The following is a 25565-nucleotide window of genomic DNA, read 5'->3' on the forward strand; positions in this document are numbered from 1 at the left end:
TGTTCCAAATTTTACATTTGGTACAATCACCTACTTCACAACTTTCGTTGTGTAAGTTTCGTTTTATTCAAAACTTCTTAAGTTTCCTCTGTTTAATTTTCAAAGATCTAATAAAACTTGCTTTCACAGTTTAACACTATCAACATCTTTATGTCAACATGTTTTTTTCAACTGTTTTTTGTCTTAGCGACGAATAAAATAGTAACACGATATTTACATTGCAACTCTCTATAATTATATTATTATTCTATTTTAACTTTATATTTCTTAATCTTTCTTTTAATTTCTTAATTTTCCTATTAAAGATACACTAGGTAATGTTTATATTAATCTATTTGTTATTTGCTCGATAATTAACTATAATATAATCATAATAATTACATAACCTACTGGAGGTATTTACTTTGATAAAAAAACTTATGCTCTTTTTATTATGTTCTTTTTCTATTACTTTATTATCTTGCAGTAATAAATCAACCAATTCAGATAATACTACTCAAAATAATAGTAATACTATAACCATAAAGTCTCCACAATCAAATCAAAACAGTATAGTATTTTTAGGAGACACTTCTTTATCTCCAAATATATTTTATCCTTTTTTAGATAAAAATATATTTGTTGATTGGAGAGATGGAAATAAATTGGCAACTTTTCCTAAAGCTCTTACTAAAGATATGTTTCCTAATTTAAAAAATGAAAATACATATAACATAACATCTTCTTCATCTTCAATAGCTGTTTATGGTGACAAAATAATTTACAGCGATAATGTTGGAAGTCTACATACTACATCTCAGGATTTAAAAAGTTCCACTAAATTATCTGATGATTATGCTTATAATCTTATTTTATCTGGTGATGATTTATATTACATAAATAAAAATAACAACAATGTAATTACTAAATATAATCTTAAAAACAATACAAAAACAGCTTTAACTCAAGATAATGCTGGTAAATTCATTATAGTTGGGGATTGGATATTGTATCAAAACCTATCTGATTACTCTAAAATATACGGAGTAAAGTCAGATGGAACTTCTAGAACTAAATTGTCTAATTCATCTGTAGAATCTTTTGCTTTATATAAAAATAATATTATATTTGTAAATTCCTCAGATAACGATAATCTATATTTACTTCTTATAGATAAGTCAGAAGAAAAAAAGGTTCTTGATGTAACAGCTCAAGATCTACATTCAATCAATAATACTGTTTTCTTTATAAACAAAAATGACCTTAATTATCTTTACAGTTTAAGTGAAACTGGCGAGCTAAAATTCTCCTCCACTAAAATATCCAAAGATTCAGTAGTGGATTATTATCTTTTTGAAAACTCTATTTTTTATAAGAGAAGCCTTTCTACTGATTCTGAAATACATAGGATAGAGAATGCTTATAAATAAAAGTTTTATTAGCTTTAAATATAAACACCCCAAAGTTCAATATTAAAGAACTTTGGGGTGTTTTACTTTATATACTATTAACAATCTCTCTAAACTTATTACCTCTTATTTCAAAGTTAGTAAACATATCAAAGCTTGCACAAGCGGGCGACAATGTTACTATATCTCCATCCTTAGCTATATCTTTAGCCTTTTTTACTGCCTCTTCTAAGGATTCTACTATATTTACTGGAACATTTATTCCTTTATCCTCTTTTATCTTATCAAAAACTTCTTTTATTTTATATTTTGTTGCTCCTAATAATATCAATTCCTTGATATACTTATGTCCTTCTTGAGCAAGTGGTTCAAATGGTATATGTTTATCATACCCACCTGCAATTAATATTACTTTTTCGTCAAAAGCCTTTAATCCCGCTAATGTTCTAGTTGGGCTAGATGCTATTGAATCATTATAGTATTTAACACCTTCAACTTCTCTTATTAGCTCACATCTATGTGCTACTCCCTTGAAGTTTCTTGCAACAGTTACCATACTTTCAATAGATACCTCATCTTCAGTCACTAAAAATGCTGCAAGATAGTTTTCTATATTATGAGTTCCCTTTATTACAATTTCATCTTTATTTATGATTTTTTTATCCCTTATATAAAGATATCCATCTTTTAAATACGCTCCATCTTTTAATTCTTCTTTAGAAGAAAAAGTTTTTACATGCCCTTTAGCTTCACCTATAAAGCTTTTTGTAATTTCATTATCTATATTTAATACTAATAGATCTTCTTTTTCCTGGTATTTAAATATATTCTTTTTAGCATCAACATACTCATCCATACCTTTATGCATATCTAAATGGTTGGGAGTTATGTTAGTTACTATTACTTTATCTATCTTTTCTTTCATTGTCATAAGCTGAAAAGAAGAAAGTTCTAATACTACTCTATCTTTAGTAGTAATCTCTTCTATATTAGAAAAAAGCGGAGAACCTATATTACCACCTACCCATGTCTTGAGACCTTCCTCAATTAAAAGTTTAGACACAATAGTTGTAGTTGTAGTTTTTCCATCGCTTCCTGTTATTCCATAAATCTTAGCAGGACAATATTTTACGAACTCTTCCATTTCTGATGTTATGTGAGTACCTTCATTCTTTGCATTTACAAGTTCAGGTAAGTCTATTCTCATGCCTGGTGTTTTAAATATAACATCAAAACCTTTTAGTCTACTTAAATAGTCTTCTCCCAAAGAAAGTTTAACCCCTTTATTTATGAAATCTTTCCCTATATCCCCTAATTGTGTTTCATCTTTTTTATCAAAAGCCGTTACTTCAGCCCCTAATTCTAGCAAAAAATTTATTAATGGTATATTACTAACACCTATTCCTAAAACTCCTACTTTTTTACCCTTTATAAAAACTTTAAATTCATTAAAATCACTTTTCATTAAATATGCCTCCAAAACTATACTCTACTTTAAATCTTTGCCCATTTGCTTTTAATTATAACATTGGTTATATTATAATTCTACTTAGGACGATACTAATTTGAAAAGGAGATTTTACATGTATTATTATGATTTCTTAGAAAGCCCCATAGGTTTAATCAAAATAACTACTTCTGAGTCAGCTCTTGTTTCTCTTTCTCTTATAACTCAAGCTGACATCATAGCCACTCCTAACATCATAACTGATTTATGCAAAACTCAACTCAATGAATATTTTATGAATCAGAGAAGAGAATTTACACTACCTTTAGAATTTAATGGTACAAAATTTCAAAAAAGTGTGTGGAATGAACTATTAAAAATCCCTTATGGTAAAACTGCTAGTTATAAAGATGTTGCTGTCTCTCTTGGAAATCCTAATGCATCCAGAGCAGTTGGTGGTGCCGTAAATAAGAATCCATTATTTATAGTTGTTCCTTGTCATAGAGTTATTGGTTCTAATGGTTCACTAGTAGGTTTTGCTTTGGGAATTGATAAAAAAACTTATTTACTAGATATAGAAAAAAATCACCCGGGCAAATAAATCCCAGGTGATTTTTATTAAAATTCTAATTTTTTACTTATATATGCTTCTAGTTCATCTATTTTGATTCTGATTTGATTCATTGTATCTCTATCTCTAACAGTTACTGATTCATCTTCCATAGTATCAAAATCAACTGTTATACATAATGGAGTACCTATTTCATCTTGTCTTCTATATCTCTTTCCTATACTTCCTGCTTCATCGTATTCTATATTAAAGTTTTTAGCAAGTTTTGAATATACTTCATCTGCTTTTTCTGATAACTTTTTAGATAATGGAAGTACAGCAGCTTTAAATGGTGCTAGTGCTGGATGCAATCTTAATACTGATCTTACATCTCCACCATCTAATTCCTCCTCATCATATGCATCAATTAAAAATGCTAATGCAACTCTATCTGCTCCTAATGAAGGTTCTATACAATATGGTACGTATTTTTCATTAGTAATTGGATCTAAATAATTCATATCTTGACCAGAATGTTCTTGGTGTTTTTTAAGGTCATAGTCAGTTCTATCAGCTATTCCCCATAATTCGCCCCATCCAAATGGGAATAAGTATTCTATATCAGAAGTTGCATTTGAGTAGAAAGAAAGTTCTTCCGCTTCATGATCTCTCATTCTTAAATTACTTTCATTTACACCTAAGTTTAATAAGAATTTCCAACAATATTCTCTCCAGTAACTAAACCATTCTAAATCTGTTCCTGGCTTACAGAAGAATTCTAACTCCATTTGTTCGAATTCTCTTGTTCTAAATACGAAGTTTCCTGGTGTTATTTCATTTCTGAAAGATTTACCTATTTGAGCTATTCCAAAAGGTACTTTCTTTCTTGAAGATCTTTGAACAGCTTTAAAGTTTACAAATATACCTTGAGCTGTTTCTGGTCTTAAAAATATTTCTGATTTAGCATCTTCTGTTACACCTTGGAAGGTTTTAAACATAAGATTAAATTTTCTTATATCAGTAAAGTTTTTCTTTCCACATTTAGGACAAACTATATTGTTTTTATCTATATAATCTTTAAGTTCTTCATTGCTCCATCCATCAGCCGTAGCAACTTCTGCTCCATTTTCAGTCATATGATCTTCTATTATTTTATCTGCTCTGAATCTTGATTTACAATCTTTACAATCCATTAAAGGATCTGAGAATCCACCAACGTGACCTGATGCAACCCAAACTTCTCTGTTCATTAAAATTGCACAGTCTACTCCTACATTGTATGGACTTTCTTGAACGAATTTTTTCCACCATGCTTTTTTTACATTGTTTTTAAATTCAACTCCTAAAGGACCGTAATCCCATGAATTCGCAAGTCCGCCATATATATCAGAGCCTGGGAATATAAATCCTCTATTTTTACAAAGAGCCACTATTTTATCCATAGTCTTTTCTACTGCCATTTTAATACCTCCAAATAATTTTTTATAATAAAAAAAGACCTCTTACCATAAAGGGACGAAAATATCTTTCCGCGGTTCCACCCTTCTTGGCAATAGCCCTACTTTCAAATTTTAAGCACTCAAAAGCTCCCTTCATCTTAACCACATAATAGCTTTCACCATCCGCTATCTCTCTAAAACATAATTAAGAATACTATTCTTTATCATCATGCATATTTAATTATATAATAATTTTATCAGATAATACTTTATTGTCAATTTAAATCTGAAATAAAAAAAAGCAGCCTATAGCTACTATTTAGAAAAATTGGCTCCGTGGAGAGGGCTCGAACCTCCAACCTATCGGTTAACAGCCGAGTGCTCCACCATTGAGCTACCACGGAACATTAATCACAAGTATTATTATATCAAGTTATTTATAAAAATCAATAGCTTTTTTGAAAAATTTTGAGGTTTTTTAATAAATTTAATTAAAAAACCGCCGTTAATACGGCGATTTATTAATTTACAATTTATTGTAGTGGTTTCATTGTTGGGAATAAGATTACGTCTCTTATAGATGCTGAATCTGTTAAGAACATTATAAGTCTATCTATACCTATTCCTAATCCACCAGTTGGAGGCATACCTGTTTCTAAAGCACTCATGAATTCTTCATCTATCATGTATGCTTCGTCATCTCCAAGTTCTCTTTCTTGTTCTTGTTGTTTAAATCTATCTCTTTGAACGATAGGATCATTTAATTCAGAGTATGCATTACATATCTCTCTTCCAAATACAAATCCTTCAAATCTTTCAGTAAATTCATCATTTCCTCTCTTCTTTTTAGTAAGAGGAGAATTTTCTACTGGATAATCTATAACAAAAGTTGGTTGTATTAATTTTTCTTCACAGAATTCTTCATAAAGAGCATTAAGAACTTCACCCTTAGTAACTTTATCTAATGGCTTCTTAAACTCTAAGTGTTTTTCTTTAGCTATAGCTTGAGCTTCTTCATTTGTAGCTACAGCATTATAGTCAAAGCCAGTATGCTCTTTTACTATATCAACCATAGTTACTCTTCTCCAAGGTGTCATAAATTCTATTTCTGTTCCTTGGTAAGTCACCTTAGTTGTTCCATTAACCTTTTGACAAACATAAGCAACTAAGTTTTCAGTTAGTTCCATCATATCGTTATAGTCAGCATAAGCTTCATATAATTCTATAGTTGTGAACTCTGGATTATGTTTTACTGACATACCCTCATTTCTGAAGATTCTTCCCATATCATAAACTTTTTCAAATCCACCTACTATACATCTTTTTAAATGTAGTTCTGTAGCTATTCTTAGATACATGTCTATATCTAAAGTGTTATGATGAGTTGTGAATGGTCTAGCAGCTGCTCCACCTGCACTTGTTTGTAACATTGGAGTATCTACCTCTAAATAGCCCTTTTGATCTAAGAATTCTCTTATTCCAGAAACTATTTTTGATCTTTTTATAAATGTTTCTCTTACTTCTTGATTCGTAATTAAGTCAAGTTCTCTTTGTCTATATCTTAAATCTGGATCTTTTAATCCATGCCATTTTTCTGGAAGTGGTTTTAATGACTTAGATATAAGTTGGAAGGCACTCACCTTAACAGAAATTTCTCCAGCCTTAGTTCTAAATACTTCACCTTCTGCTGCTATCCAATCTCCTAAATCATAAGTTTTAAACTCTTTAAGATTTTCTTCTCCAACAGCATCTAATTTAATAAATAATTGCATTTTCCCATCTCTATCATGGATATCTGCAAAAACAACTTTTCCTTGCCCTCTTTTAGACATTAAACGTCCAGCAATCGTTACAGTTTTTCCTTCAAGAGTCTCAAAATCATCCTTTACTTGAACTGAAGTATGAGTTCTTTCAACTTTATATACATCAAAAGGATCTTTTCCTGCCTCTTGTAGTTCTACAAGTTTCTGTCTTCTTAATCTTTCCTGCTCATTAAATTGAGCTTCCAACTGGTTTATACTTATCTCTTCATTTGACATTGGTGGTCCTCCATTAATCTCTTCTAATTCCTAATACTTCAAACTTATTTACCCCTTCAGGTACTGTAATTTCAACAACATCTCCAACTTTTTTACCTAAAAGCCCAGCTCCTACAGGAGATTCATTTGAAATTTTATAATTTATTGGATCTGCTTCAGCTGATCCTACTATTACATACTCAACTTCTTCATCAAATTCATAGTCTTTTATTTTAACTTTAGACCCTATTGATACTCTATCTGTTGATATTTCAGACTCATCTACAACAACTGCATTTTTTAACATGTTTTCTAATTGAAGAATTCTTCCTTCTGTAAAAGCCTGCTCATTTTTAGCTTCATCGTATTCTGAATTCTCACTTAGATCCCCATATCCTAGTGCAACTTTTATTTTTTCAGTTATTTCTTTTCTTTTTACAGTTTTAAGAAACTCTAGTTCCTCTTCTAATTTTTTTACACCTTCATAAGTTAATATAACTTTTTTTTGTTCGCTCATGTCTTTCTCCCCTTCTATATGGTTCATCATATAATATATCATATTTTATCTTTAATTTAATAGTTTTTCCTATATGATTATTTAAAATATTATAAAGCTTACGCTATTACATGTCAATAAGAGTTGATATCAATTTCTTTTTTACCAAATCTAATCTCTTCTATATTAATTTTATTACTATCAAAAAAATCTTCTACTCTCTCACTAATATTAATATCTGATTTAAGCAATGCTCCTAGAAGTTCAGGTGAAACCCTTTCTTCATAGTCATTTATGGATAATAATACATCATTAACCGCTAAATCACTGAATTTTTCTGGCTCATAAAAACTATCTAAATACCAAACTCCTATATCACCATAACTTTTAGCTTTATCACTTATAATAAAGTCTATCCCTTTAGTATCATTAATATTAGTTGTGAATTCAGGTGAAACTCCATAATTAAGCAGTATGTGGCTTCTTATATTATTGACATTTTTGAAATTCCTAGTAACTAATACTATTCTCTTGGTATATTTTGCACATTCCTCAATAAGTGATAGATTATTAGTATTTCCACCATCTTCAATTGCTATAACGGAATTTTTTACAGTTTTTTTATTATTAATTAGTATTATAGACATAGATCTAACAATACAAAATGAAAGTACATTTTTTTGAAAACTATCTAGGTAATCTAAATCGTATAATCTATTGCCTCTAACACTAACTGAGCTCCATGTTGCTCTTCCTATAGCTCTCAATATATTATAAGAGTAAGCATCCTTATTATAATTAGGTGGAATACTTACTCGAGTTATTTCTTTATCTAATAAACCTAACTTTTTAGGAATATATGTTTTTGTTTTCAATTGATCTAGTATTTTATTTATAGAGTTATACTTAAAGTATGGATCTCCTTCTCTAAGCCTTATGTCTAAGATAGATTTCATAAATGAATACCACCCTTAATTACAAATACTCTTAAAGTATATTATTCTGAACTTTTACTTTAAATACCTGCAATTTCGAGTATTTTTATATAATCTTCTAATATAGCTATAGCTTCATTGGAACTTTCCACAGTATTTATTTTGTCTTTTATGTCCGTACAATGAGGCAAACCTTTTGTATACCATGCTGAATGTTTTCTCATTTCGCGTATAGCTTTATATTCACCTTCATATTTTAACGCTATCTTATAGTGCCTAATGCACATTTCTATCTTCTCACTAGCTTTAGGGTAAGTTACATCCTCTCCTTTTAGCTTTTGAGAAATAAGCTTAAATATCCATGGATTCCCCATGCTTCCTCTTGCAACCATTATACCATCGCAGTTACTTATCTTTTTAAGGTTCATAGCATCTTCCGGAGTAAATACATCCCCATTCCCTATAACAGGAATAGAGACTGCTTTTTTCACCTTAGATATTATATCCCAATCAGCCTTACCTTCATACATTTGAGTTCTTGTCCTACCATGAACTGCTATAGTATCTGCACCTGCATCCTCCATCCATTTTGCGAACTCAACGGCATTAACATTCCCATCATCAAAGCCTTTTCTAAACTTAACTGTAACAGGGTTCTTGGAACTCTTTTTAACCGCCTTTACTATCTCTGCTGCTAGTTTAGGTTCTTTCATAAGTGCTGAGCCCTCTCCATTTTTAACTATCTTGGGAGCCGGACATCCCATATTTATATCTATTATACATATGTCATCTCTATTATTTAAATACTTGTCTACTACTTCTGCCATTATATTTGGTTCTCTTCCAAATATCTGTACTGCTGCAGGCATTTCTTCTTCTGCTATTCTCAAAAGTTTCTTTGTATTTTCACTACCATAATAAAGAGCTTTAGCGCTTACCATTTCTGTATAAACAAGTTCGCAACCCATCTCTTTACACAGGCCCCTAAAGGAAATATCTGTTACCCCTGCCATCGGTGCTAAAAATACAGGATTTTCGAAACTCATTTTTCCTATATTCACTATTATCTACTCCTTATTTTTTTCATAGATTATCTTTAATCCTTCAAGAGTAAGTTGAGATTCTATTTTATCTATAATATTTGTTCCTTCTGAAATAAGTGAAGCTAGTCCTCCTGTTGCTATAACAAATGGCTCTTCTTCATCTAGTTCTTTCATTTCATTTTTCATCATATTTACTATATATTCAACTTGACCTATGTATCCATAGATTATTCCTGCTTGCATACTTGTAATTGTGTTCTTACAAATTATACTTTTAGGTTTCTCAAGCTCAACTCTAGGCAACTTAGCCGCTCTTTCAAACAAAGCCTCTGAGGATATTTTTATTCCTGGAACAATATTCCCACCTAAATAATTTCCGCGTTTAGTTATAGCACAAAAAGTAGTTGCTGTTCCAAAGTCTATAATTATTAAAGGTCTTTTATACTTTTCATGTGCTGCTACAGCATTTACTATTCTATCTGCACCAACTTCTTTTGGATTATCATACTTGATATTAATACCTGTTTTTATGCCAGGACCTACAACAAGTGCTTCAGTATTAAAACACTTTCTTATCATATGCTCCAAAGAATACATTATATTAGGAACTACAGAAGATATAATTATTCCGCTTACTTCTTTAGGATCTAAAGAGTTTTGATTAAATAGCTGCATAACTTGTATTCCATATTCATCTGAGGTCTTATTAGCATCTGTAGATATCCTCCAGCTAGCTATAAATTTTTCCTCTTTACTAACCCCTAATACAATGTTGGTATTCCCCACATCTATTAATAGTATCATAATTGCACCGCCTTAATATAATTAAAAGTAGCTTTGAAGCTACTAAGATTCTTAAATACTTTTACAATTTAACAATTTAATTTTAGCAATTAATTTTGATTTGTCAAGTTTTTAACATTGTTTTTATATTAACAAAGAATTACATTTTAAAAACTTTTTCAATAAAAAATTTTAAAAAAAATTTAACTTCTCAACTTAATAGAGAAGTTAAATCTGTAGATTATATTTATACATCCAAATATCTGAGTACCTGAGTACTTGAGTACTTGAGTAATCAGGTACTCAAGTACTCAGGTTTTTCTTCTTTTATTTTTTAAAACAATCCTAGTATTTCTCCATTTTCTAATATATCCATTCTAGCAGCTGCTGGAACTTTAGGTAATCCCGGCATTGTCATTATATCCCCAGTTAAAGCTACTATAAATCCCGCACCTTTAGAAACTTTAATTTCTCTAACTGTAATATCAAAATTACTTGCTCTTCCTAGTAATTTAGGATTATCAGATAATGAATATTGAGTTTTAGCCATACATATAGGAAGTTTATCACATCCTATTCTTTCTAATTCTCTAATTTGATTTAAAGCTTGAGTCGTAAAATTAACACCATTCGCTCCATATATCTCTTTAGCTATTTTAAGTATTTTATCTTCAATTGAATCTTCTATATCATATAATACATCAAATTTAGATTCTTCTTTTTCTATTATATCTATAACTTCATTTCCAAGTTCTATAGCTCCATCTCCACCTTTTGCCCATACTTCTGAAAGTGATACCTTAACACCAATGGAATGACAATACTCTTTTATTGCCTTTATTTCATCTTCAGTATCAGTTACAAATTTATTTATAGCAACAATCATAGGTACACCATATTTTTTTATATTTTCTATATGTTTTCCTAGGTTCTCAATACCTTTATTTAATGATTCTATATCTTCAACATTTAATTTATCCTTAGCTACTCCACCATGATGTTTTAATGCTCTAATAGTCGCAACTAAAACTACACAGTTTGGTTTAAGTTCACCATATCTACATTTTATATCGAAGAATTTTTCTGCTCCAAGATCAGCCCCAAATCCTGCTTCAGTAACAACTATATCTCCTAATTTTAACGCAGTTTTAGTAGCTATTATAGAATTACATCCATGTGCAATATTAGCAAAAGGTCCTCCATGAATTATTGCTGGAGTATTTTCTAGAGTTTGCACTAGATTAGGTTTAATAGCATCCTTCATTAATAATGTCATAGCTCCATGTACATTTAGATCTTTAGCATAAACAGCATCGCCATCTAAATTATAAGCTACTAATATATTTCCCATTCTTTCTTTAAGATCAGCTAAATCTTTAGCTAAACATAGTATAGCCATAATTTCTGAGGCAACAGTTATCATAAAACCATCTTCACGTACAAAACCATTGGCTTTTCCGCCCATACCAACAACTATATCCCTTAGAGCTCTATCATTCATGTCCATGACTCTTTTGAATAATATCCTTCTTGAATCTATTCTTAAATCATTACCTTGATGTATATGATTATCTATAGCCGCTGATAGTAAATTATTAGCTGAAGTTATAGCATGCATATCTCCAGTGAAGTGAAGATTTATATCTTCCATTGGAACTACTTGAGCATATCCACCACCAGCTGCCCCGCCTTTTATTCCAAAAACTGGTCCTAAAGAAGGTTCTCTTAATGCTATTACGGCTTTTTGCCCTAATTTACAAAGCCCTTGACCCAATCCTACTGTAACAGTAGACTTCCCTTCCCCTGCTGGAGTTGGATTTATCGCTGTTACTAAAACAAGCTTTCCATCTTTATTATCTGATTTATTTAATATATCTAAGGAAATTTTGCATTTATATTTGCCGTATAACTCTATATCATCCTCACTTAAATTTAAATCCTGAGCTATTTTAACTATTGGTAGCATTTTGGCTTCTTGTGCTATTTCAATATCACTTTTCATAAGTAAACACCTCTTTCTTATATTAATAAACACTCTATAATTCATCTATATTATATCATTAAAAATATTTTTTTGAAGCTTTATTGCAATTTTAAAGATATTTTTCGCCTTATGACGGATTATCAATAAAAAAAGCCGTATATAATACGGCTTTTTAATATTAATTATGCATTAGCAAATACTTCTTGGAATTCATTTGCTTCAAGTCTTTCTTTTTCAAGAAGAGCTAAAGCTACTGCATGAAGCTTATGAATGTTTTCTGTTAATAACTTTTCTGTTCTCTTATATGCTTCATCTACTAATTCTTTTATTTCTCTATCTATTCTAGAACCAATTTCTTCACTAAAGTTTCTAGATCTACCTAAATCTCTTCCTAAGAAGACTTCGTTTTGATCTGTTCCATAGCTTATAGGTCCTAAGTTATCACTCATACCATATTCCATAACCATTGCTCTTGCTATGTTAGAAACTCTATCAATATCATTTTTAGCTCCAGTACTTATATCTCCAAGAATCAACTTTTCAGCTACTCTTCCTCCTAAAAGACTTACCATATCATCTTTTAATTTTGATTTTGATGTATATGATCTATCTTCCTTAGGTAAATGCATTGTATATCCACCTGCCATACCTCTTGGTATTATACTTATTTGGTGAACTGGATCCGAATTTTCTAAATACATAGCTACTACTGCATGACCTGCTTCATGATAAGCTGTAAGTTTTTTATCATGTTCACTAATAACTCTGCTCTTCTTTTCGGGACCAGCAATTACTCTTGTTATAGCCTCTTCCATTTCTTCCATGGTGATTCTCTTTTTAGATTTTCTTACTGAAAGCAGTGCAGCTTCATTAGTAAGATTTTCTATATCGGCTCCAGTAAATCCAGGAGTTCTTTTTGCTAAAACATCTAATTTTATATCATCTGATAATGGTTTATTTCTTGTATGAACTTTTAATATATCTTCTCTTCCCTTAACATCAGGTGCTCCAACCATGATTTGTCTATCAAATCTACCTGGTCTTAATAATGCTGGATCTAATATGTCTGGTCTGTTAGTCGCAGCTATCATTATTATTCCTTCATTAAGTCCGAAACCATCCATTTCAACTAATAATTGATTAAGTGTTTGTTCTCTTTCATCATGACCTCCGCCAAGACCTGCTCCTCTTTGTCTACCTACAGCATCTATTTCATCAATAAATATTATACATGCTGGATACTTTTTTGCTTGTTCAAATAAGTCTCTAACTCTAGATGCACCTACTCCTACAAACATTTCAACAAAGTCAGATCCCGATATGCTTAAGAAAGGTACTCCAGCTTCACCAGCAATAGCTCTTGCTAATAAAGTTTTACCTGTTCCTGGAGGTCCAACTAATAAGACTCCCTTTGGAATTCTAGCGCCCATATCTGTATATTTTTTAGGATCTTTTAAGAAATCAACTATTTCTGCTAATTCCTCTTTTTCTTCTTCAGCTCCTGCCACATCTTTAAACGTAACCTTCTTTTTATCTGGAGCTGCCATTTTAGCTTTACTTTTGCCAAAATTCATTACTCCTCTATTTCCGCCTCCGCTTTGTGATTGCTGCATTATTATGAATAAGAAAATTAAAAATACTACTATAAGTAATACTGTAGGGATTAATTGAACCCACTCTTTTGTACTTGTTGGCTGATCAAATAATATATCTACATTTTGCTTAGGATTTTCTGTAAGTAATCCATTAAGAATAGTTAATGGCGCGTATACAACAAACGCCTTTCCATCATTTAAAGTACCTTCTATTGTTATATTATCTTGTTTAACTCTTATTGATTTTACTTCATCTTTAATATAACTTTGTTTAAAATCACTATAGTGAATTGTATCCTTATTTTTACCGCCTTCCCATAGGGCAAATGAGGTTATCATGACCATAACAGTTATTATTAACCAAGTTGCAGTGCCAGAAAATTTTTTCATTCAAGGCCCCCCTCTCTTTCTAGTTATTAAAAATTTTATCACATTTAATTGTATCTAATCAATAGTATTATGGTATATATGCTTATATTACTTTCTATATACCTTTGGATCAAGAATGCCTATGAACGGAAGATTCCTATACTTCTCAGCATAATCTATACCATATCCCACTATAAATTCATCTGGAACTATAAAACCTTCATACTTAACATCCACGTCAACTGCTCTTCTAGCTGGTTTATTAAGAAGTGTCGCTATGCTTATACTATTAGCTCCTCTCCCTTGTAAATACTTAGACAAGTAATTTAAAGTTATTCCTGTATCTACTATATCTTCAACTATTAAGATGTTTTTTCCTTCAATTCCATGGTCTAAATCCTTTAATATTCTAACAACACCAGATGTTTCAGTGGAATTGCCATAGGATGAAACTGCCATAAAGTCTATTTCACATGGTATTTCAATGTTTTTTATAAGCTCTGATGCAAATAAAACTGAACCTTTTAAAACTCCTACCACAACTAATTCTTTTCCCTTATAATCTTTATTTATCTCATCAGCAAGTTCCTTTACTCTTTTAGTGATAGCCTCCTCACTAAACAAAATCTCTTTTACATCGTCCCTCATTCTTACTGTTCCTTTCTAATCAATTTAATTTTTAATATTTTTTTTGTACTTTTATTAATTTTAAATTCTTCAGAAGTTTTGATTCCAACAACCCATGCTATTTCATCATCAAAACAAACTATAGGAATAAAATCTCTATTATCTTTAGGTATCTTAAAATCTATAAAAATATCTTTTATTTTTTTTCTTCCGCTCATTCCTAATGGCTTCATTCTATCCCCATCTTTTCTGAGCCTCACTTCTATATTTTTAGATATTTTATCATAATCAAAATATTTTACAAGGGAATCATCTGAAAACATCAAATTTCCTTCATTACTAGAAACAGTAAATTCCATATCATATTCATTAAATCTTATGATATTATTATTCAACTCTTCCTTTTTCAACAATATATTTGCTTTTTTACTTTTCTCTTCATTATAAGTATTTACAAATCTAATTATTACATTCTTATATACATTTACAGCTTCCAAATTATGAGGAAGTGATAATCTTGTTCCAGTTTTATTTCTTTGTAATGTTATAATATCATAAATATGTTTCATTTCAAAATCAAAATGTTTTTTTGAAAATACTACTAATGCTGATTTTAGTGTCCTTGTAAGTAATGCTTCCTTTTCTAAAAATAGTTTTTCACCTATTTTTAGTTCATCTTTAAAATCACAATATTTATCCAAGCTCTTTTCAACATATTCATTTATAAATTCTTCATCCTTACTCAAAAGTATACCTAATCTGTTAATAGTATTTATAATATCAGAATTAAAATTCTCCTTAATATATGGTATCAATTCTAATCTTACCTTATTCCTAGAATATATATTTTCTAAATTAGTTTTATCAATTTTTGGCTTTAAATTTTTTTCTAAGCAATATTTCTCTATCTCATTTCTTTCTATACACAATATAGGTCTTATGTAAATATCATCACGTTTAGCTTTTATACCAACTAAACCTTCTAACCCAGTTCCTCTCATAAGCCTCATTAAAATAGTCTCTGCCTGATCATTTAAATTATGGGCTAAAGCTATTTTATCATAGGAGTGTTCTTTTTTTAATTCCTCAAAGAATTTATACCTTTCTTCTCTACCAGCCATCTCAGAGCTTATTCCTCGCTCTTTAACAATCCTATTAATATCAACTCTTTTTACAAAATAATCTATACCAGCTTTTTCACAAAAACTTCTAACATAAGCTTCATCCTCATCTGCTTCTTTTCCTCTAAGCATATGATTTATGTGTGCAGCTGCTATCTTAAGATTATAGTTTTTACTAATCTCTATTAAAATATTAGTCAAAAAAATTGAGTCGGGACCGCCAGAAAGAGCAACTAAAATCCTATCACCAGATTTAATAAGCTCTTTATCTTCAATATATTTAATTATCTTATCTTTCAAATTCAAATCCACCTCAATGTATTAATCAATCTTATTATACTTCTACAATTTAACATTTACAATTATTAAAATCAACTATATATAATAATGTGAACTAACTAATTTATACTGTTTTTTTAAGTGGAGGAATACTATTTATCAAGGTGCATAAATAAAAAACCTGGTGTTAGCCAAGTTTTTTATTCAATAACTTAATATAAAGAATATACTTTTGAAGCCACAACTGTCATATCATCTTTACTTTTGCCTCCAGATAGCTCTTTTGCCTTTTCTAATATATCATGAACCATCTCTTTAGGATTAGTAGACTTACACTCTCGTAGATAGTTTACAAGCCATCCAGTGCTTCCACTCTGATCCTTATTTATTTCTAATATACCATCACTTAAGGTTATTATTATATCTCCGCTCTTAACCTTCCTATTTATAATATCAACATCAACCTTATCTAGCACTCCAAATGGTAATGTTTTAGAACTTATTTCTTCTACACTATCTCCACTCTTTATAAAACTAGCAACAGCTCCTATCTTCATAAAACTTATATCTCCAGAGTATAAATCAACAGTATTCATATCTAATGTCGCATATTTCTCATCTTCTGCGAATTTCATATTCATTATAGAGTTAACAGCATTTATTGCTGTCATATTGTTAAATCCCGCTTCAGTAAATTTCTCTATAAGTTCCACAGCTGCCTTTGATTCCTCTCCTGCACCTGGTCCTGATCCCATTCCGTCACTAACTAAGGTCATATAACAACCATCTTTTGTTTTATTGAAAGAATGGCTATCCCCTGTGTACTTTTCTCCCTCCTTACAACTTAAAGCTACATAACTTGCTATATGATATTTAGGTGTTTCTTCTATCAGCACCTTACATTGATTACTCTTTGGGTCAATACTACATCCATCCCCTCCTATGCTCATCGGTCTTCCTATTACCTTATTTATTATTGGTAAAGCTTCCTTAACACAATACTGTGCTCCATGACAATTTTCTAAAGTGATTTTTATGTTAATTCTTCCTTTTTTATCTTCATAACAAAACAAATCTAGGTATTTAAAGTTATTTCTGTTAAGCGTCCTTTTTAAACTTCTTTCGAACTCACCACAGAGTTCCATATCTCTGTCTAAGTCTGTCAAAATCTCATCAACAGTATCCGCCATATTTCCTATATGATTTGCTAAAAGCATCCTTCCTTCCTCTAATCTTTTTTTCCACATTTCATTTAATATATGCTTTTCTACTATTTCTTCAGTACTTTTAATAAGTGCATGTTTTTTTACACATTTCTTTTCTAATTCTTCTGGAAATACTAAAACACCTTCTTCTGATGATTTAATTAATTCTGAGAAACTTCCATAGGTACTATATAGTTCCCTTTTCCAACACATGTATTTCATGTCACAATTACTACAAACTCTATCTGCTAAATTTTCTATTAATGCAGCACTTTTATTTTTTAATAACAGTTTATTATTATCACCAAAACCCTGCATCACCTCTGACATATCTCCTAATAGTTGCGTAAAATCTCTAAATCTTCTTGTAAATTCCTCCTTTATTTTTGACAAGTGAAACTCTGTATACTTATCTTCTTTTTTCTCTGCATCTATTTCTAACATCAATTTATTTATAAAAGTATTTGGTATAGCTAAAAATATGAAAACAGAGATTAAAGCCTCCACAATCATATATACATCAAATACTTGAGCATAGAGATTTAATATAGAATACATTATCACAAAACATACTGCCGAAAATATTTTTCCTATATCCTTAAATACTCCAACCACCAATCCACATACTCCATATAGAGTTACATAAAGCAGCATCTTATCCATGGTTATTCCTATTATAAGTCCCATACTTATACCCATTGCTGCCCCCAAGGCTCCCTGAGATGTATAGGCTATAATTAAAATAAATACAAGGGCAATTATATTTCTTATACTTATGTTAAGTATAGACATTCCCCCTATTCCAGCAACAGATAAAGAAATTAATATACTTATGCTTATAAGTTCCTCTGAAATAAATATATGATTTGTATTAAATTCTTCCAAGCAGCTTACGCTATACTTTACTATATACGATATACCTTCGATTATTATTGTTAATACTCCTGATAAAACAATTGAACTTATTATCCCATTTCCGTCAATAAAATATTTAAAGATCATCATTGAAAGAAATAAAACAACCCCTCTTCTTATCCCCTCACTTTTACCACCTATCTTTATATTAACTAAATCTGTGGATACCAATATACATGATGTTATTATATACATCGAAACATCTTCAACCCTATATACTAAAGTTAGGTACCCTAATATAACTCCTGAAGACCCTAATAATTTATACATTTTATCTTTACTACTTTGTAGTGCTAATATATATGCAATTCCAAAAGGAGCTATACTTTCTAATGTAGAGAGATTTAACACCAAGGATATTCTACTAAGTAATATCCCAACCGAAAAAAATATCCCTAACTTTAAGGGAGAATATACAACTCTTAAATCTTTTTTGTTTTTATTCTTGTTCTCTATTCTTTTATAAGTATCTACTTCTAGTCCATACTGCACGTCTACCCCTCCATCCTATTTTTCCAATAAATGTAATTAGATTATAGCAAGGTTTTTTTGCAATTTGTGTCATTATGTGTTCTACATAATGATTTTCGTTGGACAAAATTACTTATAATTCACATTATTTATATAAACTCAGCAAAAATCTGTGGATAATATTTAAAGACTTGTGGGTTGTTTTATTCCTTAGAAAGACTGGATTTTCAAAGATTATTTTCTCTTTTGAAAAGATTTAATTTTTTGTCGTGTTTTTATTATATTTGAATATTTATATCATACGAATTTAGGAATAAATCATATTTAGGCAGATGAAAGGAATCTAATTGATTAAGTTTCTATAGTAACACAAACAAAAAAACCTACAATATATTGTAGGTTTTTGGTGCTGAAGACCGGAATCGAACCGGTACGGTGTTTAAGCACCGCAGGATTTTAAGTCCTGTGCGTCTGCCAGTTCCGCCACTTCAGCCTATATTGTCCTAAGCCATTCAGCCGGGACAACAAAATTAATTATAATCTAGGATATGATTTATGTCAACACTTTTCGCAAAAAATTTAATTCACATGTTATTATGGCATAAACAAAGGCTTCTAGTGCACCTAGAAGCCTAATTTAAACAATACTATTTAACCTGAATTTTTTCTTCCTCTACCTTTGAATTCTTGATTTTTCTTAACGTCTTGAAGCCTTTCTTCGCTATCCTTTAAAAACTTTGACATAATATCTTCAAAGTTTTCAGTAGATTGAGATGGCTTCTTTTTATCTGACACCCAATCAATTTCTACTGGTTTTACACTTTTCTTTTGAGGATTAGCTTGCTTAATAGATAAGCTAATTTTTCCATTATCATCAATTGAAATAACTTTAACTTTAACTTTATCTTGTTCTTTTAGATGTTGTCTAATGTCTTTTACAAAAGAATCAGCTACTTCTGATATATGAACTAATCCTGTTTTTCCCTCCACCTCAACAAATGCGCCAAAGTTTGTGATGTTTACTACTGTACCTTCTAAAATGTTTCCTGCCACTAAGGTCATGTTTAAAAGACTCCTCCTTAAAATTATATATATGTTATAAAATAATAACCTTTATTTTGAGCTTGAACTTCCATTACTATTATTGACAACTTTTTCTCCATCTTTAACTAATCCTAGTCTTTCTCGTGCCAATTTTTCTGCAAATTCATCTGTATTTATACTATCCACTTTTTGTTGAAGTAATTCATTCTCTTTTTCTAAAGCTTCAAGCTTATTCTGTCTCTCAGATACCTGTTTACTTAGTTTTTTAATAGCATTTTCTTGTCTTACTACACTAAAACAAAATATAGCAAGCAAAAAAACTATTACTATGTTTTTAAGGGTAATTCGTTTTGCCATACATATTCCCCCGATTTAAAATAATAATGAATCTTATACTCTATTTTAAATACAATGAGGTATATATTCAAGCTATTTTTAAATTTATTTACTTTTTTCAAATATTTTATAAATAATTATCTTACAAATATATATGAAATTTTTTATAATTACTCTCGAGCCTTTACCAGCTTTTCTTGCGCTACTTCTCTCGACTTTCAATATATATGAGCTTAAGGTTTTCATATACACTATAAATCCCAATACAATACCTATATATACATATAATCCTAGGAAGGCATAATTTGTATATAACAAAAAGGTGAATACTATTAATCCACAAAGCCCTCCAAAAAGTACATCTTCTATAATCACAATAGCCCTAGGAGCCCCAACTCCTCTTATTAGCCTATATCCATCAAATAATACTCCAGTTAAAATTCCGCCCAATATACTAAATAAAACTATATTATATTGGATACTAGTAGGTAATAACATGATCTCCTCCTACTTAAAAAGCCTTTTTAATAAGGCTTCCTTTTCTTTTTTTGCCTCTTTACTTGAATATACTATACTATAAACTAACCCTATTATCATTACATCCCCATTTTGTACATCAAGTTTATTCATTTTAAGTCCTTGTCCTTTTATAATTAACATTCCCCCGTTCGTATTTAGCTCTATTTTTTCTTCATCAAAGCTTAATACTTCCATTACCCCTGTCAAATCTAATCTTTTTCTATTTTCAAGATGTATAGAATTCTTATTTTCTTCAAGATTTAAATCTTTTCTACTTTCCATAATTTCTCCTCTTCATAATATTTCTATAAGAATATATGACTTTCATCTAGTGTATATTCTATTATAGTCATCTTTTATATGTGAAAATTTATAAAAAATAAAAAAAATGACCGAATACTAACTTTATATGAAGTCAGTACTCAGTCTATAATTTTATTCTTTATCTTCTTCACCTTCTAATATCTCATACAAATCTCTTGCTTCATCTTTTTTTACATGTTCAGAAACATTCAATATTTTAGCTTTTAACTTTTTATTTGCAAAAGTTATTTCTATAATATCTCCTTCTTTTATGTCAGTAGATGGTTTAGCTACTTTTCCATTAATAGAAACTCTTCCACTTTCACAAGCTTCCTTTGCAACTGTTCTTCTTTTAATTATTCTAGAAACCTTTAAATATTTGTCTAATCTCAAAATTAAATTCCTCCTATAATACAAAAACCCGAGAAATTCTCGGGTTCACAAACTACTATTTGCTAACTGTATCTTTAAATTCTTTTCCAGCTTTGAAAACAGGAACTGTAGAAGCTGGGATTTGGATAGTTTCCTTAGTTCTAGGATTTCTTCCTTCTCTTGCAGCTCTTTCTCTTGTTTCAAAAGTTCCAAATCCAACTAATTGGACTTTTTCTCCGTTAGCTAATGCTTCTTGAACACTTTCTATGAATCCCTTTAAAGCTGCTTCTGCATCTTTCTTAGTTAGTTTGCTTTTTTCTGAAATACTAGTGATTAATTCTGCTTTATTCACGATTACATCCTCCTTAAACATAGAGATATTTAATTATTACTGTAGTCTTTTTTATGTACAATACTACATTATCATATTATATACCTAGTTTTATACCTAGTCTATAGAATAATAGATATTTAATACAAAAAAGGCATATTTATGATTAAGTAGCAATACATTTATTTATTTTAATATATATATTCTCCTTAAAAGGCGGTTTTCCTTCACTATTATACTACTTTTTTAGTTTTTTTGCATCTTCCCACAACTTATTCATTTCATCTAAAGACATTTCTTTCATATCTTTGTTGAGTTCTTTAGCTTTTTCTTCTATAAAAGAGAATCTTTTAATGAACTTTTCTGTGGTTTTATTTAATGCAAGTTCTCCGTCTATATCAAGGAATCTACATATATTTACACAAGCAAATATTAAATCTCCCACTTCTTCTATTATTATTTCCTTATTTTGCCCATTATATACTTCTTTTATTTCATTTAATTCTTCAATTACTTTATCCATTGCTTCTTCAACTTCATCCCAGTCAAAACCAACTTTTTTAGCTTTCTTTTGAACTTTATTAGCTCTAATTAATGCTGGTAGACTTCTGGCTATAGCTCTCATCTCTTCTGTAATACTATCTATTCCTTTTTCTTTCTTCTTTAGTTCATCCCAATTCTCTAAAACCTTGCTAGAAGTATTTATACTTTCTCCTCCAAATACATGAGGGTGTCTGTATATCATTTTATTACAAATTCCTTCTATAACATCATTTATAGAGAAAAACTCTTCTTCCTTTCCTATACTTGCGTGAAAAACTACTTGAAGAAGCACATCTCCTAATTCTTCTATAATAGCATCATCATCTTCGCTTTCTATTGCATCTATAACTTCATAACTTTCCTCTATTAGTGCAGATTTTAGACTATCATGAGTTTGTTCTCTATCCCAAGGACATCCATCCTCACCTCTTAAAGTTTCTATTATGTTTACTAAATCATAAAAATCTTTTTTGTTGCCTAAATCTTTTGGTATATATATTGAAGTCAAATAGTCTATATCTTCCTGCCTATCTAATTCGTATAAAGGTATTTTTCTTATACTCTCCATACCCTTAATTCCAGCAGCTCTTACAAAGAATATCTGAGTATCATCATTATAATACTCAGAAAGTTTTAATTTAACCTCTGAAGCTATAAACGGGTTATATACTTGAGTTATTATGGTCCCTATTCTCTTGTCAAGAATTTGGCTATCAAGTTCAAAGGCATCAAGAATTTTTAAACCTTCTATTGGATCTATCTTTAATGCCTCCATCATAACGTCAACAAAGCTTACTGCTGGTATAATCTTGTATTCAATATTTCTTTCTTCACAAATATTTATAATATTAAATACGGACTTTTCTGCAACTAATGGATGCCCTGGCACTGCATAAACTAAATCTCCAATTTTATCATGCTCTTCTATTAAATCTTTAGCTATATTTTCGTATACTTCATCAAAAGATGATCCTTCTTCATATTTTGAATCATAGGTTTCAAACAAAAAATTTCTTTTACTTAAGTATTCTACTGTAGGATGCTTTTCCGTCCTTAGAAATATTCTATTACCATTTCCTAGCACATCTAATGTCCCTAATGTTAAAGCTTCTGGTGCCCCAGGCCCTAATCCAACTATTGTTATCATTAAATAATCTCCTCTTTTCCCTGTATATATTAAATTATAACTTAGGTATTTCTATTTAATCTACTCCTAATAATATCATAATTAAATACTCCAAAAATAATTATTAATGTTATATATATAATAATACCTAAAAATATTGAAATTAAGCAAGCGAGAGAAGAACTCTTTAAAATATATGCTAAAGGGATATAACTTCCCATTACTCCAACACTCATTATGATGGTTGCAAATGCTGGTTTTACCAATATCTCATAGAATGGAATTTTGACTGACATACTTGTCTTTAATGTAATTAAGTTTAATATAGAGGATATTAAATATGCAGATACACTTGCAATAACCGCTCCATATATATTTATTTCATTTATAGAAACCAAGGTATTTGTTATTACTATTTTAATAACACATCCTATGAATAAATTAATTACAGGCAATATATATTTCCCTATCCCTTGTAATATGGCTGTTGTTGTCTGTGCTAAAATAATAAATGGTATTGATATAGAAAGATATTTTAATATCTCATAACCTTCATATTTTCCTGGAAACAAAATCTGCATTATTGGCTGAGCTAAAAAAAATAATCCTGCAAAACACGGTAGTCCAATTGCAAAAGATAGCTTTAATGACATGTTTACTTTCGATTCAACTTCTCTCTTGTTTTTAAGAATAAAATTTTCTGCTATGATTGGAACTAAAGAGGCACATAAGGCTACAGATAAGGTTAATGGTATATTGGTTAATACAGCAGCCTTGCCCGTTAACTGTGCATATAATATGGTAGCACCCTTTTTATCAAATCCTGCCTCTAATAACCTCTGTGGCACTAATACAGAGTCTATTAAGCCCATCACGCTTCCTACAGTTGCCCCAAGAGATATAGGAATAGATATCTTTAGTAGTCTTGTTAATATCTCTGGATTAAAGTTAACTTTTTTTACTCCACTTTCTTTCCTAATCTTTCTATATTTAAAGAATAAGTATCCTCCCCCTAATATCCCTCCAGCTGTGGCTCCAAATGCTGCTCCACCTGCGGAGTATTCTATTCCTCTAGGAAGTAACAATATAGCTAGTCCAACTCCAACTAGGATTCTCGTGATTTGTTCTATTAATTGTGATATTGCTGACGGGGTCATATTCTGAAGCCCTTGGAAAAACCCTCTGTATATTGTCATAAAAGACATCGCCATAGGTGCAAATGCTATTCCCATTAAAGAGTAGTAGGCATTATCTTCCCATTTTAACAATGTTATAAGAGGTTTCGCTCCAAAGAATAAAAATAAACTAGTACCAACCCCTAAAATTATCATTAACAAAAAGGCTTCCTTTATAATCTCAAAGGCTGCCTTATCATTTCCAAGTGCATTATTCTCAGAAACCATTTTAGATATAGCAACAGGTACACCCGATGCTACTGCTATAAAAAACATATATAAAGGATATGACATTTGATAATATCCTACCCCTTCATCTCCTATTAACATAATTAATGGCCATCTAAAAAATATTCCTAAAAACTTTGCTAATATCCCTGCCATGCCTAAAATAATACTTCCTTTTATAAGGGATTGTTTCTTCATATAAAAACCTCCACATTGATACTGTTACTAATAATTTTTATTTCAATGGTGGAGGTATTATTCTACTTTAACATAAATAAAATCAATTTTTCTATTGTTCCATTTGTTTTCCTAAAAACGATGCAGCTGTTTCTGCAAGTTTCATTTCTAAATCTCCTAGTTTTTCAGAACTATCTTTAGAAAGAATGATTACGGCCCCAATAGCATCTCCCTCAGCAATTATAGGAGATATAACTTGATAATTATATTTGCCTTCTTCTTCGTCATTATAAAGTTGTATTACCTTACCTCCTCCTTCTCCTAATAGAACTGGTTTTCTATCTTCCATGACTTTTTCTAAATCATTAGATATTTTCTTTTCTACATATTCTTTCTTTGAACTACCACTAACTGATATAAAAGCATCCTTGTCAGCGATAAGTATTATATGACCTATAGATTGTTGTAGTGATTCTGCGTATTCCTTTGAGAAGTCTGTTAGTTCGCCAATAGGAGAATATTTTTTTAATATTACCCCACCTTCTCTATCTGTGAAAATTTCAAGAGGGTCTCCCTCTCTTATTCTCAAAGTCCTTCTTATTTCTTTTGGAATAACTACTCTACCTAAATCGTCAATTCTTCTAACTATGCCTGTAGCTTTCATCCTTAGCGTCCCTCCTATTTATATTTATATTTTTTATTTACAATACTATTATTTTTCTAAATGAGATTTTTATACGTAAAAA

General features: G+C 30.2%; 23 protein-coding genes, 2 tRNA genes and 1 other annotated feature. Of the genes, 2 read left to right on the forward strand and 23 right to left on the reverse strand.

The annotated features are described in order from the left end of the window. Positions 1 to 404: 404 nt before the first annotated feature. The gene (locus B3N22_RS20665; protein ID WP_286910179.1) at positions 405 to 1409 is read left to right on the forward strand and encodes a DUF5050 domain-containing protein; all 1005 of its coding nucleotides are present in this window, start codon (positions 405 to 407) and stop codon (positions 1407 to 1409) included. A 67-nt stretch (positions 1410 to 1476) separates the two neighbouring features. On the opposite strand, the gene murD is transcribed toward B3N22_RS20665, so the two are convergent. Next, positions 1477 to 2853, reverse strand: coding sequence for a UDP-N-acetylmuramoyl-L-alanine--D-glutamate ligase (gene murD / locus B3N22_RS20670; protein ID WP_286910181.1), 1377 nt, complete (start codon positions 2851 to 2853; stop codon positions 1477 to 1479). A gap of 118 nt (positions 2854 to 2971) precedes the next feature. Between murD and B3N22_RS20675 the strand changes: the two genes are divergently transcribed. Beyond that, positions 2972 to 3436, forward strand: coding sequence for a methylated-DNA--[protein]-cysteine S-methyltransferase (locus B3N22_RS20675; RefSeq protein ID WP_286910183.1), 465 nt, complete (start codon positions 2972 to 2974; stop codon positions 3434 to 3436). 17 nt (positions 3437 to 3453) lie between these two features. On the opposite strand, the gene B3N22_RS20680 is transcribed toward B3N22_RS20675, so the two are convergent. The 22 genes from B3N22_RS20680 to spoVT form a co-directional block, all read right to left on the reverse strand. After that, positions 3454 to 4845: a glycine--tRNA ligase gene (locus B3N22_RS20680; RefSeq protein ID WP_286910184.1), complete on the reverse strand. Its 1392-nt coding sequence runs from the start codon at positions 4843 to 4845 to the stop codon at positions 3454 to 3456. A gap of 48 nt (positions 4846 to 4893) precedes the next feature. Further along, positions 4894 to 5061 (reverse strand) — a binding site (T-box leader). A gap of 92 nt (positions 5062 to 5153) precedes the next feature. Beyond that, a tRNA-Asn gene (locus tag B3N22_RS20685) sits at positions 5154 to 5228 on the reverse strand. Between the two features lie 129 nt (positions 5229 to 5357). Continuing rightward, positions 5358 to 6863, reverse strand: coding sequence for a lysine--tRNA ligase (gene lysS / locus B3N22_RS20690; protein ID WP_286910185.1), 1506 nt, complete (start codon positions 6861 to 6863; stop codon positions 5358 to 5360). Between the two features lie 13 nt (positions 6864 to 6876). Further along, positions 6877 to 7359 carry a transcription elongation factor GreA gene (greA, locus tag B3N22_RS20695; RefSeq protein WP_073020421.1) on the reverse strand — a complete coding sequence of 161 codons (483 nt, stop codon included), beginning with the start codon at positions 7357 to 7359 and terminating at the stop codon, positions 6877 to 6879. Positions 7360 to 7472: 113 nt separating this feature from the next. Continuing rightward, on the reverse strand, positions 7473 to 8294 hold the full coding sequence (locus tag B3N22_RS20700; protein ID WP_286910189.1) for a hypothetical protein: 822 nt from the start codon (positions 8292 to 8294) through the stop codon (positions 7473 to 7475). A gap of 59 nt (positions 8295 to 8353) precedes the next feature. Beyond that, positions 8354 to 9334 (reverse strand): tRNA dihydrouridine synthase DusB, encoded by a 981-nt coding sequence (gene dusB / locus B3N22_RS20705; protein WP_286910191.1) that lies wholly within the window; start codon positions 9332 to 9334, stop codon positions 8354 to 8356. A 6-nt stretch (positions 9335 to 9340) separates the two neighbouring features. After that, positions 9341 to 10120 carry a type III pantothenate kinase gene (locus B3N22_RS20710; RefSeq protein ID WP_238903214.1) on the reverse strand — a complete coding sequence of 260 codons (780 nt, stop codon included), beginning with the start codon at positions 10118 to 10120 and terminating at the stop codon, positions 9341 to 9343. 313 nt (positions 10121 to 10433) lie between these two features. Next, positions 10434 to 12101, reverse strand: a complete 1668-nt coding sequence (locus tag B3N22_RS20715) for a formate--tetrahydrofolate ligase (protein WP_286910194.1) — start codon at positions 12099 to 12101, stop codon at positions 10434 to 10436. 164 nt (positions 12102 to 12265) lie between these two features. Then, complete coding sequence (gene ftsH, locus B3N22_RS20720) at positions 12266 to 14068, reverse strand: ATP-dependent zinc metalloprotease FtsH (RefSeq protein WP_286910196.1); 1803 nt, start codon at positions 14066 to 14068, stop codon at positions 12266 to 12268. Between the two features lie 87 nt (positions 14069 to 14155). Continuing rightward, positions 14156 to 14695, reverse strand: a complete 540-nt coding sequence (gene hpt, locus B3N22_RS20725) for a hypoxanthine phosphoribosyltransferase (protein ID WP_286910198.1) — start codon at positions 14693 to 14695, stop codon at positions 14156 to 14158. Between the two features lie 2 nt (positions 14696 to 14697). Then, positions 14698 to 16095 carry a tRNA lysidine(34) synthetase TilS gene (gene tilS / locus B3N22_RS20730; RefSeq protein WP_286910201.1) on the reverse strand — a complete coding sequence of 466 codons (1398 nt, stop codon included), beginning with the start codon at positions 16093 to 16095 and terminating at the stop codon, positions 14698 to 14700. Between the two features lie 191 nt (positions 16096 to 16286). Then, positions 16287 to 18686, reverse strand: coding sequence for a stage II sporulation protein E (spoIIE, locus tag B3N22_RS20735; protein ID WP_238903216.1), 2400 nt, complete (start codon positions 18684 to 18686; stop codon positions 16287 to 16289). A gap of 383 nt (positions 18687 to 19069) precedes the next feature. Further along, positions 19070 to 19158: transfer RNA gene (locus tag B3N22_RS20740), tRNA-Leu, on the reverse strand. A 158-nt stretch (positions 19159 to 19316) separates the two neighbouring features. Further along, entirely contained in the window at positions 19317 to 19727 is a 411-nt protein-coding gene (locus B3N22_RS20745; protein WP_073020437.1) for a S1 domain-containing RNA-binding protein, read from the reverse strand. A gap of 51 nt (positions 19728 to 19778) precedes the next feature. Then, positions 19779 to 20066: an FtsB family cell division protein gene (locus B3N22_RS20750; protein WP_238903217.1), complete on the reverse strand. Its 288-nt coding sequence runs from the start codon at positions 20064 to 20066 to the stop codon at positions 19779 to 19781. Positions 20067 to 20150: 84 nt separating this feature from the next. After that, a complete protein-coding gene (gene yabQ / locus B3N22_RS20755; protein ID WP_073020441.1) occupies positions 20151 to 20543 on the reverse strand; it encodes a spore cortex biosynthesis protein YabQ in 393 nt (130 codons plus the stop codon). Between the two features lie 9 nt (positions 20544 to 20552). After that, entirely contained in the window at positions 20553 to 20846 is a 294-nt protein-coding gene (gene yabP, locus B3N22_RS20760; RefSeq protein WP_073020443.1) for a sporulation protein YabP, read from the reverse strand. A gap of 153 nt (positions 20847 to 20999) precedes the next feature. Beyond that, on the reverse strand, positions 21000 to 21260 hold the full coding sequence (locus tag B3N22_RS20765; protein WP_073020445.1) for an RNA-binding S4 domain-containing protein: 261 nt from the start codon (positions 21258 to 21260) through the stop codon (positions 21000 to 21002). A 55-nt stretch (positions 21261 to 21315) separates the two neighbouring features. Beyond that, positions 21316 to 21591, reverse strand: a complete 276-nt coding sequence (locus B3N22_RS20770) for an HU family DNA-binding protein (RefSeq protein ID WP_021804417.1) — start codon at positions 21589 to 21591, stop codon at positions 21316 to 21318. Positions 21592 to 21808: 217 nt separating this feature from the next. Then, positions 21809 to 23260, reverse strand: a complete 1452-nt coding sequence (yabN, locus tag B3N22_RS20775) for a bifunctional methyltransferase/pyrophosphohydrolase YabN (protein WP_286910209.1) — start codon at positions 23258 to 23260, stop codon at positions 21809 to 21811. 41 nt (positions 23261 to 23301) lie between these two features. Further along, positions 23302 to 24840, reverse strand: a complete 1539-nt coding sequence (locus B3N22_RS20780) for a putative polysaccharide biosynthesis protein (RefSeq protein WP_238903219.1) — start codon at positions 24838 to 24840, stop codon at positions 23302 to 23304. 91 nt (positions 24841 to 24931) lie between these two features. Continuing rightward, positions 24932 to 25483, reverse strand: a complete 552-nt coding sequence (spoVT, locus tag B3N22_RS20785; RefSeq protein ID WP_286910212.1) for a stage V sporulation protein T — start codon at positions 25481 to 25483, stop codon at positions 24932 to 24934. Between the last annotated feature and the right edge of the window lie 82 nt (positions 25484 to 25565).

Source organism: Clostridium sp. UBA1652 (assembly GCF_002320975.1).
In the GTDB taxonomy this organism is placed as follows: Bacteria; Bacillota; Clostridia; order Clostridiales; family Clostridiaceae; genus Clostridium_T; species Clostridium_T intestinale.

Coding starts and splice junctions, on each gene's coding strand:
- B3N22_RS20780 (WP_238903219.1), bottom strand. CDS start 24,840: ATGAAGAAACAATCCCTTATAAAAGGAAGTATTATTTTAGGCATGGCA.
- B3N22_RS20675 (WP_286910183.1), top strand. CDS start 2,972: ATGTATTATTATGATTTCTTAGAAAGCCCCATAGGTTTAATCAAAATA.
- B3N22_RS20750 (WP_238903217.1), bottom strand. CDS start 20,066: ATGGCAAAACGAATTACCCTTAAAAACATAGTAATAGTTTTTTTGCTT.
- yabP (WP_073020443.1), bottom strand. CDS start 20,846: ATGGAAAGTAGAAAAGATTTAAATCTTGAAGAAAATAAGAATTCTATA.
- murD (WP_286910181.1), bottom strand. CDS start 2,853: ATGAAAAGTGATTTTAATGAATTTAAAGTTTTTATAAAGGGTAAAAAA.
- B3N22_RS20710 (WP_238903214.1), bottom strand. CDS start 10,120: ATGATACTATTAATAGATGTGGGGAATACCAACATTGTATTAGGGGTT.
- spoVT (WP_286910212.1), bottom strand. CDS start 25,483: ATGAAAGCTACAGGCATAGTTAGAAGAATTGACGATTTAGGTAGAGTA.
- B3N22_RS20715 (WP_286910194.1), bottom strand. CDS start 12,101: ATGAAAAGTGATATTGAAATAGCACAAGAAGCCAAAATGCTACCAATA.
- ftsH (WP_286910196.1), bottom strand. CDS start 14,068: ATGAAAAAATTTTCTGGCACTGCAACTTGGTTAATAATAACTGTTATG.
- B3N22_RS20700 (WP_286910189.1), bottom strand. CDS start 8,294: ATGAAATCTATCTTAGACATAAGGCTTAGAGAAGGAGATCCATACTTT.
- hpt (WP_286910198.1), bottom strand. CDS start 14,695: ATGAGGGACGATGTAAAAGAGATTTTGTTTAGTGAGGAGGCTATCACT.
- yabQ (WP_073020441.1), bottom strand. CDS start 20,543: ATGTTATTACCTACTAGTATCCAATATAATATAGTTTTATTTAGTATA.
- lysS (WP_286910185.1), bottom strand. CDS start 6,863: ATGTCAAATGAAGAGATAAGTATAAACCAGTTGGAAGCTCAATTTAAT.
- B3N22_RS20745 (WP_073020437.1), bottom strand. CDS start 19,727: ATGACCTTAGTGGCAGGAAACATTTTAGAAGGTACAGTAGTAAACATC.
- greA (WP_073020421.1), bottom strand. CDS start 7,359: ATGAGCGAACAAAAAAAAGTTATATTAACTTATGAAGGTGTAAAAAAA.
- B3N22_RS20680 (WP_286910184.1), bottom strand. CDS start 4,845: ATGGCAGTAGAAAAGACTATGGATAAAATAGTGGCTCTTTGTAAAAAT.
- yabN (WP_286910209.1), bottom strand. CDS start 23,260: ATGATAACAATAGTTGGATTAGGGCCTGGGGCACCAGAAGCTTTAACA.